A 16,319-nucleotide genomic window follows, 5' to 3' on the forward strand; every position below is an offset into this window, starting at 1 on the left:
TCAAGAATAACGTCTGCCCTACATGGAGACCGGTGAACGGACCACAATTTAGCTGGATATGAATTTATATGCGAGGGTGTAGTCCGAGAAAGGAGTTTTTAACATGATTTCAAAGGAGTTGTCGAAAGATGCCAGGATAAAAAAAGAGTTCAATCGTCTGAAACGAATTTTTAAGAACCTGCCTAAAGATCGGTTGACATCGGTCCAATCACTGATGAATAATGCGGCTTTTATGGCAGTCACTTTGGAAGATCTGCAGCAGGCGATTAACGAAAACGGCGTGATCAGCGAATATAAAAACGGCGAGAATCAATGGGGAACGAAAAAGAGCCCCGAGGTGGATGTCTATAACACGATGATCAAAAATTATTCTTCAGTCATCAAGCAGCTCTGTGATTCCTTACCCGATCAAGGGAATGGGAAGAACGGAGATAAGAGCGACGCGCTGATGGAGTTCGTTAAGAAATGACTTATCTCGAAGAGTACGCTCGCGCCGTTTTGAGTAGCAGGATCGTCGCCTGTCATCGGATCAAGCAAGTCTACCGGATGCTTCTCGACAAACTGGAACATCCGGAAAAATATAAACCGTGGATTTTTGATGAAGACGCCGGCAACCGGCCGATTGAGTTTATCGAACGCTTCTGCAAGCAGTCACAAGGTAAGATTGGGGCCCCACTTGAACTTCAGCTCTTCCAAAAGGCGAAGCATCAGGCGGTTTTTGGTTTCATCAATTCGCAGACCGGCGAGCGGCAGTATCAGGAAGTCCTTGATATTCGAGGACGGAAGAACGGAAAAACGACTGAATTGGCTGCAGATGCTCTTTTTCTTGATTTAGCTGATGGTGAAGGAGCACCAGAAATTTATTTTATTGCGACTAAAGAAGGGCAAGCAAAAAAAGGATTTGTGGAAGCTTGGAATATGATGAAGCATAGTCCAGATATTCGCAAACACTTGCGTAAAAGACAATCAGATCTTTATTCAGATTTTAATCTTGGATCGATCAAGGCACTGGCCAGTAATACAAATACACTGGATAGTTTAAATTCCAGCGGTGTTATTATCGATGAATTGGCTGCAATAAAGAATCGTGATATTTACGACTTGATGAAACAGTCGATGTCATCACGGAGTCAACCGCTCTTGACCTGTATCACGACAAACGGATTTGTCCGCGGCAGTATTTTTGATGCTCAGTATGACTATGCAATCGGCGTTCTGGACGGAAAGATCAAAGACGATCGCTTCCTGCCACTGATCTACGAGTTGGATGATCGCGATGAGTGGGACAACCCGAAAATGTGGATTAAAGCGAACCCGGGTATTGGCACGATCAAGTCCCTCGAGTTCTTGAAGGGCTGTGTTGAAAAGGCAAAGAAGGATCCTGGCTTCCGTCCGACCGTCATGGTTAAAGATTTCAATGTCAAGGAAAACTCGGCAAGTGCCTGGTTGACCTGGGACGAGATTGAGAACAAGGAACGGTTTGAGTTTGACAAAATGGGCTTTCGTTACGGCATAGGCTGTTTCGATGCTGCCGATACGACCGACCTGAACAGCGCACATGCACTGTGCATGCGACCGAACGATGACAAGATTTATCTGAGATCGATGTACTGGCTGCCTGAGGAAGTACTGAACCAGATGACGCAGGACGGCAACCGGCGAGAACGAGATAATGTTCCTTATCTGCTCTGGGAACGTCAGGGGCTGCTTAGGGCCTATCCGGGGAACAAGGTGGACAAGATTGTTTTTCTGAATTGGTTCAAGGAACTCAGAGATGAAGACGACCTGTATCTCATGTATATCGGTTATGATCCCTGGCATGTGGACGATTCGACGCTGCGTATGTTTCAGGGCGAGTTTGGTCCGAACAGCATGATCCCGATCCGCCAGGGTCCGGCGACGATGTCGCAGCCGTTGAAAGAATTGAAGGCGGACCTGCATGCCGGAAAGATCGTCCACAATGGGAATCCGATTGATATGTGGTGCCTGAGCAACGCTGAAATCAAGGCGGACATTAACGGAAATATTCAGCTGGTTAAGGGATTGGACAATCGGAAGCGAATTGATGGTGTCGCCTCATTGGCCGATGGTTATATCGTTTTGAAAGACAAATTTGATGAGTATAGCAACATGATCTGAGGTGAAAAAATGAAAACAATTCAAAGCGAAGTAGAGGATCAACTTCGAGAAGTGCTTGAGAAGATAAAAGGTATTAATATTCATGATCGTGTAGAAATGCTGAAACGTGTCTCTGAAATCTACCTGTCATTCCATAAATGACTTTGAACAGTATAGAAGGGAGGTGATGGCTTGTGGCCGTTTAATCGAACTGTCAAAGTGACACAGCAGTTTAAGATGATCACTGATCAGGGTAATGGCTTTTATTCCTGGTCCGGTAAATTGTACGAATCCGACATCGTGCGTGCGGCCATACGTCCAAAAGCTCGGGCAATGGGAAAGCTGATCGGAAAACATATTCGAGACTCAGCGACAGGATCCTCGGTCAATCCGGATGTCTATATGCGGATGCTGCTTGAAGAACCGAATCCCTATATGACCGGGCAAATGCTTCAAGAGAAATTAGCTGTGCAGCTTGAACTGAACAATAATGCCTTCGCCTATATCAATCGGGATCCGAATGGGACACCGATGGAAATTTATCCGATAACAGCAATGGGCGTTCAGGGTCTGCTCGACGATTCCGGAGAGCTTTACCTGCAGTTCAGTTTACTAAATGGCCGGACAGTTACCTTTCACTACACGGATATCATTCATCTCAGAAAAGATTTCAACATGGATGATCTGTTCGGTGAGAATCCGTCGAAGGCACTAACTTCGGTCATGGAGGTTGTGAATACAACCGATCAGGGCATTGTTTACGCGATCAAAAACTCAGCGGTTATCCGCTGGTTGCTGAAATTCACGACGACACTGAGGCCGGAGGACCAGAAGAAAGAGGTCAAACGATTTGTTGATGATTACCTGAGTACAACGGGCGATACGGTCGGAGTGGCTGCCACAGATGCCAAGGCGGACGCGAAACAGGTCGATCCGAAAGACTATGTTCCTAATGAAAAACAAATGGATCTGGCTAAGCAAAGAATCTATTCGTTCTTCAATACGAACGATAAAATCGTTCAAAGTACCTACAACGAAGACGAATGGATCAGCTATTATGAAGCGACCATTGAACCGGACGCCATGCAATTGAGTGGTGAGTATACCCGGAAGCTGTTCAACCGGCGAGAACGCGGTTTCGGAAACAGGATTGTTTTTGAAAGCTCGAACTTAACGTTTGCGAGTATGCAGACAAAGCTCGGGCTTGTTCAGTTTGTCGATCGTGGCATTATGTCTCCGAATGAGGTTCGGGCCATTCTGAACATGGCACCGACGGACGGCGGCGATGTGATGATCCGCCGTCTCGACACGCAACCGACAAAGACACAGTAGGAGGTGATCGAATGTGACGACGAAGGTTGATATTAAGGGCGTTATTATTCCGAATGATTTTCAGTGGGTGTATGACTGGCTGGAAATGGATTCAACCAGTCCGAATCAAGTGCATAGCCAGCTGACGGCGGCGAATGGGGATGATCTTGAAGTCGAGATTAATTCTCCGGGCGGATCCGTTTTTGACGGTAGCGAGATTTACACAGCGTTGAAGGAATACCCTGCTAATGTGGTTGTGAAAATTGTCGGCATGGCCGCTTCTGCCGCTTCGCTGATTGCCATGGCCGGAGATAAAGTGCTGATGTCCCCAACCGCGCAGATGATGATCCACAATGCAGCGGTATCGGCCGACGGCGACTATCGCACAATGGATCATGCCTCCGAGTGGCTGCAGAAAACAAATGAGACGGCACGAAACGCTTACAAACTAAAGACCGGTATGGACGACGCACAGTTAAAAGACATGATGGATCATGAAACTTGGATGACACCGGCTGAGGCAGTGCAAAAGGGCTTTGCCGACGAAGTTATGTTTCAGCAGCAGGAACCGGTTCAGGTGGTTGCAGCTGCCACTCCAATGCTTCCCGTGTCCGTGATTAACAAAATACGCAATAAATTGGGTCCGATCATCAAGCCGAAACCGATTGATGAGAGGGACCTTTTAACAGCTGAATTAAATTTATTATCGCTGAGGAGCGTGAGTGAAAATGAATAAAGAACAGTATCTGAAACAGCGAAATGAACTAATGACTGCGGCACAGACGCTGATTAATGACGGGAAAGCCGCAGAAGCAAAAGCCAAAATCGAAGAAGTCAAAGCACTGGATAAGCAATGGGATGATATCAAGCTTGAACAAGCGAATCTGGCTGCTCTGCAGAATAAAACAAAAGGGCTTACGTTAGAAAGCAAAAGTGTGAAAGTTGTGGGGGCAAAACAGGTGGATGAAATTGAATCGATTAAACCGAAAGACGAAGCGGGTCTCTATAAGGTCGCGTTTTACAAAAAACTGACCGATCGTTCCATGAATGCGGACGAAGAGAACATCTTTAAGGCCCGGAATGTGCGGCCACAGAACGCATTCACGCATGATACAAGTAATACTGGCATCTTGATTCCTGAAACGGTTGCTTCTGCCATCTGGAAACGAGCGGAAGAGGCTTATCCGCTGTATGCCGATGCTCAGAAATTCGGCGTTTCCGGTAAATTCTCCATCCCGAAACACACGGGGATTGCCGCTGGTGATGCTAAATGGTATGACGAACCAACTCCGACAGAAGATGAGCAGAATAATTTTGGCACCTTTAATCTTGATGGCCGTGAACTGTCGAAAGCGGCGACCGTGTCCTGGAAACTGAAGTCGATGGCCATGGACGCTTTCCTTCCGTTTCTTCAGAACGAACTGGGTGATCGCTGCGGGGTTGCGCTCGGCTATGCGGCCGCTCGGGGTGCTGGATCTACTGCAACACCTCCGGAACCGCGTGGTGTTGAAACGGCTCTACTTGCTCAGTCAGGTACGCCGCAAATCGTGACTTATGATCCCGATAATACAACGACTCCCGTTCCGCTGACTTACGACATGCTGGCACAGGCGGTGGCGAAACTTCATTCTTCTTATACGAACAGTGCATCTGTTTATGCTAATAACGCGACGATCTGGAAACAGCTGGCCACACTGAAAGATAACACCGGTCGTCCGCTGTTTATCCCGGATGTAGCGAGTGGCGGGGTCGGCCGGATCTTCGGTATGGTAGTGAAGCCTGATGCGGGTCTTTCTGATGGAAATATTCTGTTTGGCGCTACACGTCAGGGATTGATCTTCAACGTTAATGAGGCTCTGTCACTGGTTACTGAAGATCACGCCAAAGAGCGTACGACTGATTATGTGGTTTACGGCATCGTTGACGGTGACGTAATGGATGAACAGGCCTTTGCGCTCATTCGTAATCTTCCAAATGCATAAGGAGGGACGATGAATGATTGGAACCGTACTTAAACCCTTTCAGGATAAAAAAACAGGTGAAATCTTCGAGATCGGGGATGAATATTCTGCTGAGAGTAGAAGAATTAATGATCTGGTTAAGAAGGGCTTTGTTGCGAAGTCTTCCGCCCTGAGGGATGATGCCTAATGGCAAATGATATCTTGCTTCCCGATGTTAAAACCGCGCTGCGCGTCTCGCATACAGCTCTTGATACTGAAATCAATGATCTGATTGCAGCGGCCCGTAAGGATCTATATTCTGGCGGAGTAGGTCAGGCATCATCAGAAGCAACAGACAGCATTGACCCGCTTGTTAAGCGGGCCATTATTGTATACTGCAAAGCCAATTTTTTAGACAACGTAGCTGACGCGGAGCGCTTTCAGTTATCTTATGATCTGTTGAAAACACATCTTGCCTTAGCCGGTGACTATCAGGATCCGGATACCACGACAACGGAGACGACGACATTATGAATTATATCCTGTTTTTTCCGGTGATCGCGGAAACCGTTGACGAACTCGGTCAGGCAACACAAACGGTGATCGATTATTCACGTCAGGTATTTTGCGATAAGAAGGCGATACCACAGAGCGAGTTCTTTGCCGGTGGTCAGCAGGGCATCAAACCGGCTATCTGTCTGATTGTTGGCAAGTTTGACTATCAGAATGAGACAACGGTGAAGTTTGAAGGCATCGTTTATTCAATCTACCGGAAATATGAGACGCACGATGAAACGATTGAACTATACGGAGAGGTGAGATCTGGTGCCCATTAATTTAGCCGATGAGATTGCCAGGGCTTTGCAGGAGTATACAGATGACGTGACGGTGGAGCTTGACGACGTAAAAGATACAATCTCGAAAGAGGCTGTTTCTGAGCTTAGGGCAACCAGTCCAAAACGGACGGGCGATTACGCAAAGGGCTGGTCTCGGAAGAAAACCGCTCATGGCTATGTTGTTTACAACCGGACGGATTACCAGCTGACGCATTTACTTGAGTATGGCCATGCGAAGCGGAACGGCGGACGTGTGCGGGCCTATCCGCATATTGCACCAGTAGAGCAGAAAGTGATCGACAAGTTCACCAACGCGACAGAAAAGGCGGTAAAAGGATGACACTTGCCGAACTCTATCAAATTCTTATTCAGACCGGGAAACCGGTCTTTTATTCGCATTGGAGGGCGTCTCAGCAATATCCAGAATGCCCGCCTCCGCCGTTTATCTGCTACTGGGTGCCGGAATCGCCGAACATGATTGCCGATGACAAGGTCTATCAAAAAATCGATTATGTCGAAATCGAGCTATACACCGACAAAAAGGATCTGACTATAGAAGCGGTGTTGGAACAGCTGCTTGATGATAACGATATTGCCTATACCTCTTCAGAGGTCTGGATTGATACGGAGAAACTCTTTGAAAAAATCTACGAAATGGAGCTGATACGAAATGGGTGAAAATAAGGTGAAATACGGCCTTCGTAATGCGCACTATTCTAAAATAACGGAAAACGCAGATGGCACGCTGACTTTCGGCGTGCCAAAGCCGCTGCCTGGATCAGTTAACCTGACGTTGACAGCCAGTGGTGATCCGGTACAGTTTTTTGCAGACGACACAACATATTACCAGGAAGCGACAAACAACGGCTATGATGGAAAGTTTGAACTTTCCCGGCTGACGGATGATTTCCGGCAGGATATTCTTGGCGAGCAGTTAGTTAATGGTGTTTTGGTTGAGAATGCGGACAATCACGGAAGCAAGTTCGCGCTGCTGTTTGAGTTCACAGGAGACAAAAAAGGAACGCGGCATGTGGTTTATTATTGCTCAGCGAGTCGGCCGGAACAGGCTAGCGCGACAAAATCTGACAAAACAGAAGTGCAGACAGAAACGCTTGAATTTACGGCGGCGCCCCGTCCGGATAATCGAATGGTCAAAGCGTCTACAAGCGGCACAACAAGCGACACGGTTTATAACGCTTGGTATGACGCGGTTTATGAACCGACAACAGTTCCAGTAACCGGTCTGACACTTGTTCCAGACGCGGTTAATATGGCTGTAGGGACGATTCAGCAGCTGGCGGCAACGGTCAGCCCGGCTAATGCGACAAACCGAAATGTTACGTACCTGTCCAGTGATCCGGCTATTGCGACAGTCTCTGATAATGGACTTGTCACTGCGGTTGCTGCTGGATCAGCGACGATTACGGCCAAAACGGCCGATGGCAACTTTACAGATACTTGCGCCGTTACTGTGGCTTAAGGGGGGATAACGGATGGAAAAAGCGATTACGATTGATGGCAAGAGCGTCCGTCTGAAAACGTCGGGCGCTTTTCCTATGCGTTTTCAGACGCAGTTTCATAAAGATTATTTTAAAGAACTGCTGAAAATTGCCCCATTAGGGAAGCTCGGCAAAAAGAAGCAGTTTGATTTATCTGATCTGGAAAAAATAGATTTTGATCTTTTTTACGATATCATCTGGACGATGGCTAAGACAGCGGATCCTTCCATACCTGAGCCGCTGACCTGGCTGGACGGATTCGAAGAATTTCCGATTATAGACATCATTTCTGAGATTCAGGATATGCTGATGGCAATGCTGCAGACGAAAAAAAAAGTATGAAAGAACAGGATACCGACGATCCGCTGACGACCGAACGGTATCTTGTTCTTTGCTATAAAACTGGATTATCTCGACTGGATCTTGACGATATGGAGATTGGCGGAGCTCTTGATTATGTGGAAGAATATGTTGATATTTTCGGAAATAAACAAAACAACTCAGAAGAAAGCGTAAGAGAAGCGGGGCAGGCAGACTTTGATTCCTTTTAGTGGACGGGAGGTGAGCGTATGGCAGGACGAATAAAGGGCATTACCATAGTTATAGATGGCGAAACAACTGGCCTTGAGAAAGCTCTAGGGAAGGTCAACGCTCAAGCACGTGCTCTGCAGTCAGAGCTGCGCGACACCGAGCGTCTGTTAAAATTTAATCCTGGTAATGCTGATTTGATCGCGCAAAAGCAGAAAATTCTTGCGTCACAAATCGAAAATACGAAAAACAAGCTGAATCAGCTACGGTCGGCTCAAGCACAGGTCGATCAGCAGTTTGCTGCAGGCAAGATTGATGAATCACAGTATCGTGGCTTTCAACGTGAGGTTATTAATACGGAACAGCGGCTGCGTGATCTGGATAGCAAACTGAAAGGCACAAGTACGGAATTCTCTAATAGTGATCAGACTGTGAGCAAAGCGACCAGTCATTTTTCTCACAATATGGGTAGCATGAAAAAGTCAGCCGACGACACGTCGAAAAGCCTATCAAACTTAGGGATGCACTCTTTTAATGACCTGATGAACTTGGGCATGGCCGGTGCAGCTGTAGCTGGCTTTGGTACGGCAATGGGAGCGGCAAGTACGGCAGCTCTTGGTTTTGGCTTGAAATATGATGCCAGCATGGAGCAAACGGCTAAAGGATTGACGACGCTGACGGGTTCGGCTGATAAAACGAAGGCAATTATGGCCGACCTGCAGAACTTTGCGGTCAACACGCCGTTCGATTTTCAGGGCATGGCCGATGGCGAACGTATGTTAATCGGTTTCGGATTTGCTGCTGACAATGCTACAGCAATGCTTAAATCTACTGCAGATGCTGTCGCGGCCACAGGCGGAAACAGTGATACTCTGAACGGCGTTATCTTAGCCCTTGGTCAAATCCAGTCGAAAGGGAAACTGTCAGCCGACGAAATGAACCAGCTGGCCGAACATGGTATACCGGCATGGAAGATTTTATCTAAAGAGATGGGTAAGTCTCCGGCTGAGCTGATGAAAATGGCTGCATCCGGAAAACTTTTGTCCAGCCAAGCTCTACCAGCCCTGCAGAAGGGATTTGCACAGTTATATGGCGGCGCCGCGGCTAAGTCAGCAAACTCATTTACCGGACGATTGCAAAATTTAGGAGAGGTACTAAATAAACTGGCTGGTGCTATTGCGAAGCCCTTATTTCAGCCGTTGTCGGATGCCATGGGGAAGGCTTTAATTGTCATTCAGCAGCTGACTCAATGGTTTCAGACGCTATCACCGGCTATTCAAAATCTGGTGCTTGCTGTCATGATATTGGTTCCGGTCATTACGATACTCGCAGGATTATTTCTGACGTTTATCTCTTTCCTACCAATGGCCGTTTCGGGCTTTACAATTTTGCCAGCGGTCTTGTCGGCGGCAGCGGCAGCATTTACTTCGATTGTTTTGCCGATCGTAGGCGTTATCGCAGGTATTGCAGCTTTAGTGGCCGCCTTCATCGCTTTCTATAATTACAACGCGACATTTCGAGCAGGCGTGACTGCGATCTGGCAGGCCATATGGGTGGAAGCGATGTTGATCTGGAATAATATCGCAAATGTCATCCGTTCGGTATGGGCTGCTATCCTTCCATTTATCCTGCAGATATGGGCACAGATTACTGCATTTTGGAATCAATATGGCAGCATGATTGTACAGGCGACGATTAATATTTGGAACGGCATTGTTACGGTCATTACCACTGTGCTTAATGTTATTATGACCGTTATTCAAACGGTCTGGCCGATCATTACAGCGATTACGTCCGGAGCATGGAACATTATAAAAGGCGTGATTCAGGGCGCACTTAATATCATCATGGGGGTTATTAAGGTTTTTTCCGGCTTATTTACGGGAAATTGGCGCGCCGTATGGTCCGGTATTCAACAGATTGCCAGCGGAGCCGTTGGCATTTTACGTAGCGTAATTAGTGGCGGATTTAATGCCATTCGATCGATTATCGGCGCGGTTATGGGAGTAGTTAGAGGGATTATTTCTAGCATCTGGAACGGCATCCGGGGGACAATCTCCGGCGCTGTAAATGCTGCCAGGGGCGCTGTCAGCGGTGCGTTTAGTGCCATGCGTAATGTCGTTGGAAGTATTATGGGCGGCATTCGCGGAGTTATCTCTAGCGGGTGGAATGCAGCTGTCGGATTTTTGCGTGGCATCAATTTATGGCGAATCGGACAGAACATTATTCAAGGGCTGGTTAATGGTATTGGTAGCATGGCAGGCGCTGTCTGGAATGCAATAAAACGGGTAGCCGGTGGGATTAAAGATAAGATGATGTCCATGCTCGGCATTCATTCTCCATCCCGTGTGATGGCCTGGGTTGGCCAGATGACCGGTCAGGGTCTCGTTAATGGCATCGCGGGAATGGCAGGCGCCGTGTCTTCGGCGGCGGGTCAGCTTGCACAGGCGGCTGTACCGTCGATTCCTGCAGTCACTGCACCGACAGTCAATCAGTCAGTTAATACTGCGATGACGCAGTCGGGGACATCCCAACCCACGCTGGGCGATTTAGTTTTGCAGATTACGAATTTTAATAATTACTCTAGCAAAGACATTGAACAGATCATGAATGAGGCCGCGTTTTATTATCATCGAAGGGTGGCGACAACATGAGCAAGCCTTATTTTATTTTTGCAAATAACAAATCCAGTGATATGGGTCTGATCATGCAAAGCGGGCATTCCATGGGCGCACCGGATCGTGATGCTGATTTTGTATCGGTTCCTGGTCGCAATGGCGACCTGATTCAGGACAATGGCCGGTTTAATAATTACACCGATGAATACGACTGTGCGCTCAATCCGAATATCGGAACAAATGTTGAAGCCCAGGCAAAGAAAATTAAAAATTGGCTGCAGGGATCGTTCTCCTATCAACGTTTGATCGATTATAACGAGCTGGATTATTACCGCATGGCGGTCTGTACATCAAAGATCGATATTCAGAAAACACTGGCCCGAATTGGCTGGGCGAAGATTATCTTTAACTGCAAGCCATATCGTTATCGGATTGACGGTGACACTGTTCAGACGATCACAGCGGCCGGAGAAATCACCAATCCTGAAGTATGGCCGTCGCTTCCGTATTTGAAAGTCTATGGTTCCGGAGATATCACACTCCACATAAACGATCAGGATGTCGTTCTAACCGGAATCAGTGACTACATCGAGATCGACAGTGAATTGCAGTCCTGTTTTAAAGATCTTGTTCTGCAAAACAGTCATTACCGGTCGGATTTCTGGCCGCAACTTGACCCGGGCCCTGTACAAATTAGCTGGACGGGGACCGTCAGTAAGATTGAGATTACGCCGAGGTGGTGTTGCTTATGATCCCGGTACTCTATGCACCTACTGAAACACAATTTAATCATATGGGCATCGGTGCTCTGGCGGATACGATTTCGGCGCACGTCACCGAAGAGCGAAACGGGTCGTTCGAACTGGAATTTGTCTATCCGGTTGACGGTCCGTTGTTTGATCAGATTGAAAAGGATTGCATCGTTAAGGCAAAGGCCAACGATGATGCGAACATGGATCCGCAGCTGTTCCGGATTTATTACATCTCGAAACCGATAAACGGGCAGGTCGATTATAAGGCGGAGCATGTCAGCTACGAGCTTGGCAAGAATCCGATCACGAGTATTAACATCACGGGCAACGCACAAAGTGCGCTGAATGCCATCCTACAAAACACCGTCTTTACGCATCGCTTTACCGGCGTGTCGGATGATGCGACGAGCCTATCTATGAATCTATCTCGTGTTGCCGCGCGTTCGGCCATTGGTGGTACTGAAGGCAGTTTAATTGATACCTGGGGCGGGGAGCTGACTTTTGACAACTGGCTGATTCGGCACAGTTTACACCGTGGCACGGACACCGGCATTATTGTCGGCTACGGCAAGAACCTGACCGATGTCACACAGGAAGAAGCGATCGATCAGACTTATACGTCGATTTATCCATACGCCAATATACAAGACGCGAGCGGCAATCAGACGACGCTAGAGCTGCCAGAAAAAATTATTAGTAGCCAGTACGTAAATAATTTTGCTTATGGCCGCTGTCTGCCCGTTGATTTATCCGGCGATGATGTCACTGGCGAAGCAAGCCTGCGGACCAAGGCACAGGCATACGTAAAGGCAAATAATTTTGGTCAACCGAGCGTCAGCCTGACGATCAAATTTATCCAGCTCTGGCAGACAGAAGAATACAAGAATATCGCCCCGCTCGAACATATCAACTTGTGCGACTGGGTCACGGTCCGGTTTAAAAAACTGGGCATCGATGTTAAGGCAGAAGTTATTAAAACAGACTTTGAGGTGTTACTTGAGAAGTACATTTCCGTCGATCTGGGCGATGCAAAAAACAACCTGGCTGATGATCTCAATGGGATGCAGTCTAATATTGCTGATGTCTCAGCTGCAGCTAATCAAGCTGTCAAAACTTCGGGATACGCTCTGACACAGGCAAACGGTAAAAATAAATCTTATTATTCAGCTACGGAACCGGTTGGGAATCTAATTTCTGGCGATCTATGGTACAAGATTGTCAACGGTCAGTACACTGAGATGTGGCGTTTTAACGGTATCAGCTGGGATCAGATTCTCTCGGTCGATGCCAATGACGCGATGAACAAAGCAATAGATGCTCTTACCGCGGCAAATGGCAAGAACACCGTCTATCATCAGTCTGCGCAGCCAGCAGCCGGTAATGAAGACGACATCTGGTTTCGCGAGAATGCCGATGGCACGATTACGCAATTTATTTATCAAGATGGTACATGGGTTAATCCGCTCGATGATGGTGTGAAGCAGGCACAGGATGACGCTGATAATGCGGTAAATCAGGCAGGCAGTGCGATTGACTCGGCGACATCGGCAATCAACACGGCTAACAACGCCTTGACGACCGCACAGGGAGCAGCTACTGCTGCTAACGATGCTCAGCAGTCTATATCCAGCAAGGTGTGGATGTCCGATGTCAATGGTGCTGTGGCAGCGGTGCAGGTCGGCGGAACGAACCTCGTTACTAATAGCACTTTTTCAGATGGTTCCTTGTCTGGTTGGTCATTCGGTACATTTGATCCCACTACTACTTATCTAGGCTATGCTACAGCCAAATTAGTTCCGGGAGATAGATTTAATCAGGACGCCTTTAATAAGATAAAGCCAAATACTACTTATACATTATCCTGCTATGCAAAATATGTCGGAGTCTCTGGGAGTGGTGTATTTGGTTTATATTTTGAAGATGGGGCCAGTGGCTCATATAGCAGTCTGCCTACAGGAGATGCGGATTGGAGTAGGTATACTAAAACTTTTACTACATCTGCTGCGCCTACTCGGTGTAATGTGGGTTTTTATTTTCATTCCAGTCATACGGCAGGTACAGTTTGGGTAACTGCTTTTAAGCTTGAGCTTGGTAATAAAGCTACCGACTGGTCCTCCGCTCTGGAGGACATGGCAACGGCCATCCAGTTTTCTCAATTGAATCAAACCGTAAATGGCATCAGCACTCAAGTTAGCAACAAGGTTGATCAGTCTGTATACAACAGCTATACAGCCCAAACTGCGAGCACAATCGCAACGTTGCTGACAAAAACGGACGCATCCGGAACTTATGCGACACAATCCGCGCTGAGTCAGACTTCCAGCATCCTAACGAGTCAAATAACGTCAGTCCAATCAAATTTAAACCAAGTGATCAGTTCAGGTAACAATCTTGTGCAAGATTCCGGATTTGAGCAGGCAGGGCGAGCAAATACAACGACCGCACAGGCGCACTTTGGGAAACAGTCATTAAAAGCTACGGCAAATGGCGGAATACAGGATTTCAATTTAGTAACTATTAAAACATCTCCTGGGCGTATCTATTATTTTGAAGCTTGGGTATTGGCTGGACAAGCATCATGGAGCGGCTCAGTTAATATCGCTATGTCATACGGCCAATCTAATGGCAGTAACCATTCATATCCGTCAATACAGGGCTTGCCTGCAAACGGGGGGCAGACGTGGACAAAGTTGTCCGGGTATACCACTGTCCCTAGCGGTTACGATCAAGCTGTATTTAGAATTTCTGTTCGCAATGATGTAACATCCGGAGCTGTCTTTTATTTCGACGATGCGATCGTCATGGACGTTACAGACTCTCAAATCGTTAATAGCAGCACCCAATCTCAAATTACTCAGCTTTCGAATGACATCAATCTTCGCGTGCAGAAAAACGACGTGATCAACCAGATTAACGTATCGACTGAATCTATTTTGATTGCTGGAAACAAAGTGCATATTACCGGTCAGACAACGATCGATAATGCTGTAATTACGAGTGCTATGATCGCCGCCTTGGATGCCGGCAAGATCACGACCGGAATATTAAATGCCGCACGGCTGGGCGCTGGATCGGTTACGGCAGACAAGCTCAATGTGACCAGCCTTTCCGCCATCAACGCTAATTTGGGCAATGTGACAGCCGGGACGTTAACTGGTGTTAGTGTCAATGCGGCAAACTTTACCGGCGGCACGTTTACAGGTGGGACCTTTACTGGATCAACTATCACATCAACTAATGGGAATAATCAGAAAATAAGGCTGTCTTCTGGAGAAATGGATTTTATATCATCAGCCGGGCAATTAATAGGATCTTTGGTTATGACCTATATTCCGACTACTGTTCTGAATGGTATCACTTTGGCAACTCGAACGGGTAATGACTATGTTTCGATAGGTTATCAAGATGGAAATAGTATCCCTTCAGCTTTTCAGGTAAACACAGATGGAACATCTTTTGTAGCTGGCCGTGGGGATTTCAAAATCAATATAAATGACACAGGAACCTTGGGGAGCTACTATACCGCAGCAGACATATCGCAAAAAGGCGCTACGGGTAGTCGGTATACTCAGTGGGATAATTACTCTGAATTTTATATGAACGGTCGTAGCTTGTGGCTGGGCAATAGTGGCACTACCGATAATCATATTTACTGCAATGACGGACTACATCTCATTATTGGGGCCGCGGGCGATGTCCACTTGGCCGCCAATGGCGCAGATTTTCTCGTCGGAACTGCTGGCTGGGCAAACCTTTATGGCACGCTAAATATGGCCAGTAATCCAATCAAGAATTGCACCGGTGTTAGTCAGCCATCCGTTGCCGACATGAAGCAAGACATCACTGTTCCGACTGACAGCGCGATTGACATTATTAAAAATACTGATTTCTATCAGTACCGATATATTAGCGATGCCAGCAAAGGAAAAATGAAGTATCGCTATGGTGTGATTATCGGCGCCGACTATCGGACGCCGGATCAGTGGCTCAATGAGGATGGCGACGGTTTTGATTTCGGTAATTCAATCTTTACAACAGCCCGAGCACTCAAAGAAGAAGTTATAAGAGGAGAAAGCAGAGATGTGCTCATTGATTCATTACATCAAAGAATAGCCGATCTGCAAAATAATAATCTATATTTACAAGATCAGATAGATAATTTAAAAACAAGAGTTTCGGCATTAGAGGAGGCCGCATAATGGAAATTAAAATCGAAAATCAGAAACTGGTACCCGCCATCAATTTTTTATTTGGACTCAGCCTGAAAGGTCAGCAATCCCGGCATCGGACACATTTTATCAATCTCCTTCGCGCCAAATATGAGGTCTTTATCGAAGACGAACAGGACATGAGGAAAGAGGAATGCAATTGTGATGATGACGGAAAGCCGATCACATATAAGTACCAGGGACAGGACATGCTCGACGTCAAGGACCTGGACCACTTCAAGCAGGCCAAGGAAGAGCTTTACAAGGAGGAGCGTGTCATTGACGGCGGGGACAATCAAGTGATGCTGCAGACGATTAAAAAAATCCTTAATGATTGCGATCAGGAGTTATCCGGCCAGGATGCAGAAGTTTATGATTATCTGCTCAACCAGTTCGAGAAAGCGGAAGCGGAAGCCAAAAAAGGAGGTGCAGCAAAATGACGGTCAAAAAAATAATCGAAGATGCGGATAGGTCGCAAAGAAATGCATCAAAGGCGATCAAAGCGGCGG

General features: G+C 47.0%; 18 protein-coding genes. All 18 read left to right on the plus strand.

What is annotated here, in order from left to right; genetic code table 11:
- The first annotated feature begins 103 nt into the window (after positions 1 to 103).
- The 18 genes from OYT88_RS11870 (at position 104) to OYT88_RS11955 (ending at position 16,250) form a co-directional block, all read left to right on the plus strand.
- Entirely contained in the window at positions 104 to 469 is a 366-nt protein-coding gene (locus OYT88_RS11870) for a hypothetical protein (protein WP_274400276.1), read from the plus strand.
- A complete protein-coding gene (locus OYT88_RS11875) occupies positions 466 to 2,139 on the plus strand; it encodes a terminase large subunit (RefSeq protein WP_274400277.1) in 1,674 nt (557 codons plus the stop codon). The genes OYT88_RS11870 and OYT88_RS11875 overlap by 4 nt, the downstream gene beginning before the upstream one ends.
- Positions 2,140 to 2,148: 9 nt before the next feature.
- Positions 2,149 to 2,280, plus strand: a complete 132-nt coding sequence (locus OYT88_RS11880; RefSeq protein WP_274400279.1) for a hypothetical protein — start codon at positions 2,149 to 2,151, stop codon at positions 2,278 to 2,280.
- 75 nt (positions 2,281 to 2,355) lie between these two features.
- Positions 2,356 to 3,450 (plus strand): phage portal protein, encoded by a 1,095-nt coding sequence (locus OYT88_RS11885; protein WP_274400362.1) that lies wholly within the window; start codon positions 2,356 to 2,358, stop codon positions 3,448 to 3,450.
- Positions 3,451 to 3,463: 13 nt separating this feature from the next.
- Positions 3,464 to 4,165 (plus strand): head maturation protease, ClpP-related, encoded by a 702-nt coding sequence (locus OYT88_RS11890; protein WP_274400280.1) that lies wholly within the window; start codon positions 3,464 to 3,466, stop codon positions 4,163 to 4,165.
- Positions 4,158 to 5,411 (plus strand): phage major capsid protein, encoded by a 1,254-nt coding sequence (locus OYT88_RS11895; protein ID WP_274400281.1) that lies wholly within the window; start codon positions 4,158 to 4,160, stop codon positions 5,409 to 5,411. Before OYT88_RS11890 ends, OYT88_RS11895 begins: the two co-directional genes overlap by 8 nt.
- Positions 5,412 to 5,424: 13 nt before the next feature.
- Positions 5,425 to 5,577 carry a hypothetical protein gene (locus OYT88_RS11900; protein ID WP_274400282.1) on the plus strand — a complete coding sequence of 51 codons (153 nt, stop codon included), beginning with the start codon at positions 5,425 to 5,427 and terminating at the stop codon, positions 5,575 to 5,577.
- Positions 5,578 to 5,588: 11 nt separating this feature from the next.
- Positions 5,589 to 5,903 (plus strand): head-tail connector protein, encoded by a 315-nt coding sequence (locus OYT88_RS11905; RefSeq protein ID WP_274400364.1) that lies wholly within the window; start codon positions 5,589 to 5,591, stop codon positions 5,901 to 5,903.
- Positions 5,900 to 6,205 carry a phage head-tail adapter protein gene (locus OYT88_RS11910; protein WP_274400283.1) on the plus strand — a complete coding sequence of 102 codons (306 nt, stop codon included), beginning with the start codon at positions 5,900 to 5,902 and terminating at the stop codon, positions 6,203 to 6,205. Before OYT88_RS11905 ends, OYT88_RS11910 begins: the two co-directional genes overlap by 4 nt.
- Entirely contained in the window at positions 6,195 to 6,545 is a 351-nt protein-coding gene (locus OYT88_RS11915) for an HK97 gp10 family phage protein (RefSeq protein ID WP_274400284.1), read from the plus strand. The genes OYT88_RS11910 and OYT88_RS11915 overlap by 11 nt, the downstream gene beginning before the upstream one ends.
- Positions 6,542 to 6,883: a hypothetical protein gene (locus OYT88_RS11920; RefSeq protein ID WP_274400286.1), complete on the plus strand. Its 342-nt coding sequence runs from the start codon at positions 6,542 to 6,544 to the stop codon at positions 6,881 to 6,883. Before OYT88_RS11915 ends, OYT88_RS11920 begins: the two co-directional genes overlap by 4 nt.
- Positions 6,876 to 7,685 carry a major tail protein gene (locus OYT88_RS11925; protein ID WP_274400287.1) on the plus strand — a complete coding sequence of 270 codons (810 nt, stop codon included), beginning with the start codon at positions 6,876 to 6,878 and terminating at the stop codon, positions 7,683 to 7,685. Before OYT88_RS11920 ends, OYT88_RS11925 begins: the two co-directional genes overlap by 8 nt.
- A 13-nt stretch (positions 7,686 to 7,698) precedes the next feature.
- Positions 7,699 to 8,046 (plus strand): hypothetical protein, encoded by a 348-nt coding sequence (locus tag OYT88_RS11930; RefSeq protein WP_274400288.1) that lies wholly within the window; start codon positions 7,699 to 7,701, stop codon positions 8,044 to 8,046.
- Positions 8,043 to 8,255, plus strand: a complete 213-nt coding sequence (locus OYT88_RS11935) for a hypothetical protein (RefSeq protein WP_274400289.1) — start codon at positions 8,043 to 8,045, stop codon at positions 8,253 to 8,255. Before OYT88_RS11930 ends, OYT88_RS11935 begins: the two co-directional genes overlap by 4 nt.
- An 18-nt stretch (positions 8,256 to 8,273) precedes the next feature.
- On the plus strand, positions 8,274 to 10,886 hold the full coding sequence (locus OYT88_RS11940) for a phage tail protein (protein ID WP_274400291.1): 2,613 nt from the start codon (positions 8,274 to 8,276) through the stop codon (positions 10,884 to 10,886).
- Entirely contained in the window at positions 10,883 to 11,602 is a 720-nt protein-coding gene (locus OYT88_RS11945) for a phage tail family protein (RefSeq protein ID WP_274400293.1), read from the plus strand. Before OYT88_RS11940 ends, OYT88_RS11945 begins: the two co-directional genes overlap by 4 nt.
- A complete protein-coding gene (locus tag OYT88_RS11950; RefSeq protein ID WP_274400294.1) occupies positions 11,599 to 15,801 on the plus strand; it encodes a phage tail spike protein in 4,203 nt (1,400 codons plus the stop codon). Before OYT88_RS11945 ends, OYT88_RS11950 begins: the two co-directional genes overlap by 4 nt.
- Positions 15,801 to 16,250 carry a DUF1617 family protein gene (locus tag OYT88_RS11955; RefSeq protein ID WP_274400295.1) on the plus strand — a complete coding sequence of 150 codons (450 nt, stop codon included), beginning with the start codon at positions 15,801 to 15,803 and terminating at the stop codon, positions 16,248 to 16,250. Before OYT88_RS11950 ends, OYT88_RS11955 begins: the two co-directional genes overlap by 1 nt.
- Positions 16,251 to 16,319: the final 69 nt, after the last annotated feature.

Origin of the sequence: Sporolactobacillus sp. CQH2019 (assembly GCF_028765345.1) — a bacterium.
Taxonomy (GTDB): domain Bacteria; phylum Bacillota; class Bacilli; order Bacillales; family Sporolactobacillaceae; genus Sporolactobacillus.

What these genes read in the sequence shown, in the direction of transcription:
- OYT88_RS11870 (WP_274400276.1), top strand. Translation starts at nt 104, where the DNA reads ATGATTTCAAAGGAGTTGTCGAAAGATGCCAGGATAAAAAAAGAGTTC.
- OYT88_RS11875 (WP_274400277.1), top strand. Translation starts at nt 466, where the DNA reads ATGACTTATCTCGAAGAGTACGCTCGCGCCGTTTTGAGTAGCAGGATC.
- OYT88_RS11880 (WP_274400279.1), top strand. Translation starts at nt 2,149, where the DNA reads ATGAAAACAATTCAAAGCGAAGTAGAGGATCAACTTCGAGAAGTGCTT.
- OYT88_RS11885 (WP_274400362.1), top strand. Translation starts at nt 2,356, where the DNA reads ATGATCACTGATCAGGGTAATGGCTTTTATTCCTGGTCCGGTAAATTG.
- OYT88_RS11895 (WP_274400281.1), top strand. Translation starts at nt 4,158, where the DNA reads ATGAATAAAGAACAGTATCTGAAACAGCGAAATGAACTAATGACTGCG.
- OYT88_RS11900 (WP_274400282.1), top strand. Translation starts at nt 5,425, where the DNA reads ATGATTGGAACCGTACTTAAACCCTTTCAGGATAAAAAAACAGGTGAA.
- OYT88_RS11910 (WP_274400283.1), top strand. Translation starts at nt 5,900, where the DNA reads ATGAATTATATCCTGTTTTTTCCGGTGATCGCGGAAACCGTTGACGAA.
- OYT88_RS11920 (WP_274400286.1), top strand. Translation starts at nt 6,542, where the DNA reads ATGACACTTGCCGAACTCTATCAAATTCTTATTCAGACCGGGAAACCG.
- OYT88_RS11925 (WP_274400287.1), top strand. Translation starts at nt 6,876, where the DNA reads ATGGGTGAAAATAAGGTGAAATACGGCCTTCGTAATGCGCACTATTCT.
- OYT88_RS11930 (WP_274400288.1), top strand. Translation starts at nt 7,699, where the DNA reads ATGGAAAAAGCGATTACGATTGATGGCAAGAGCGTCCGTCTGAAAACG.
- OYT88_RS11935 (WP_274400289.1), top strand. Translation starts at nt 8,043, where the DNA reads ATGAAAGAACAGGATACCGACGATCCGCTGACGACCGAACGGTATCTT.
- OYT88_RS11940 (WP_274400291.1), top strand. Translation starts at nt 8,274, where the DNA reads ATGGCAGGACGAATAAAGGGCATTACCATAGTTATAGATGGCGAAACA.
- OYT88_RS11945 (WP_274400293.1), top strand. Translation starts at nt 10,883, where the DNA reads ATGAGCAAGCCTTATTTTATTTTTGCAAATAACAAATCCAGTGATATG.
- OYT88_RS11950 (WP_274400294.1), top strand. Translation starts at nt 11,599, where the DNA reads ATGATCCCGGTACTCTATGCACCTACTGAAACACAATTTAATCATATG.
- OYT88_RS11955 (WP_274400295.1), top strand. Translation starts at nt 15,801, where the DNA reads ATGGAAATTAAAATCGAAAATCAGAAACTGGTACCCGCCATCAATTTT.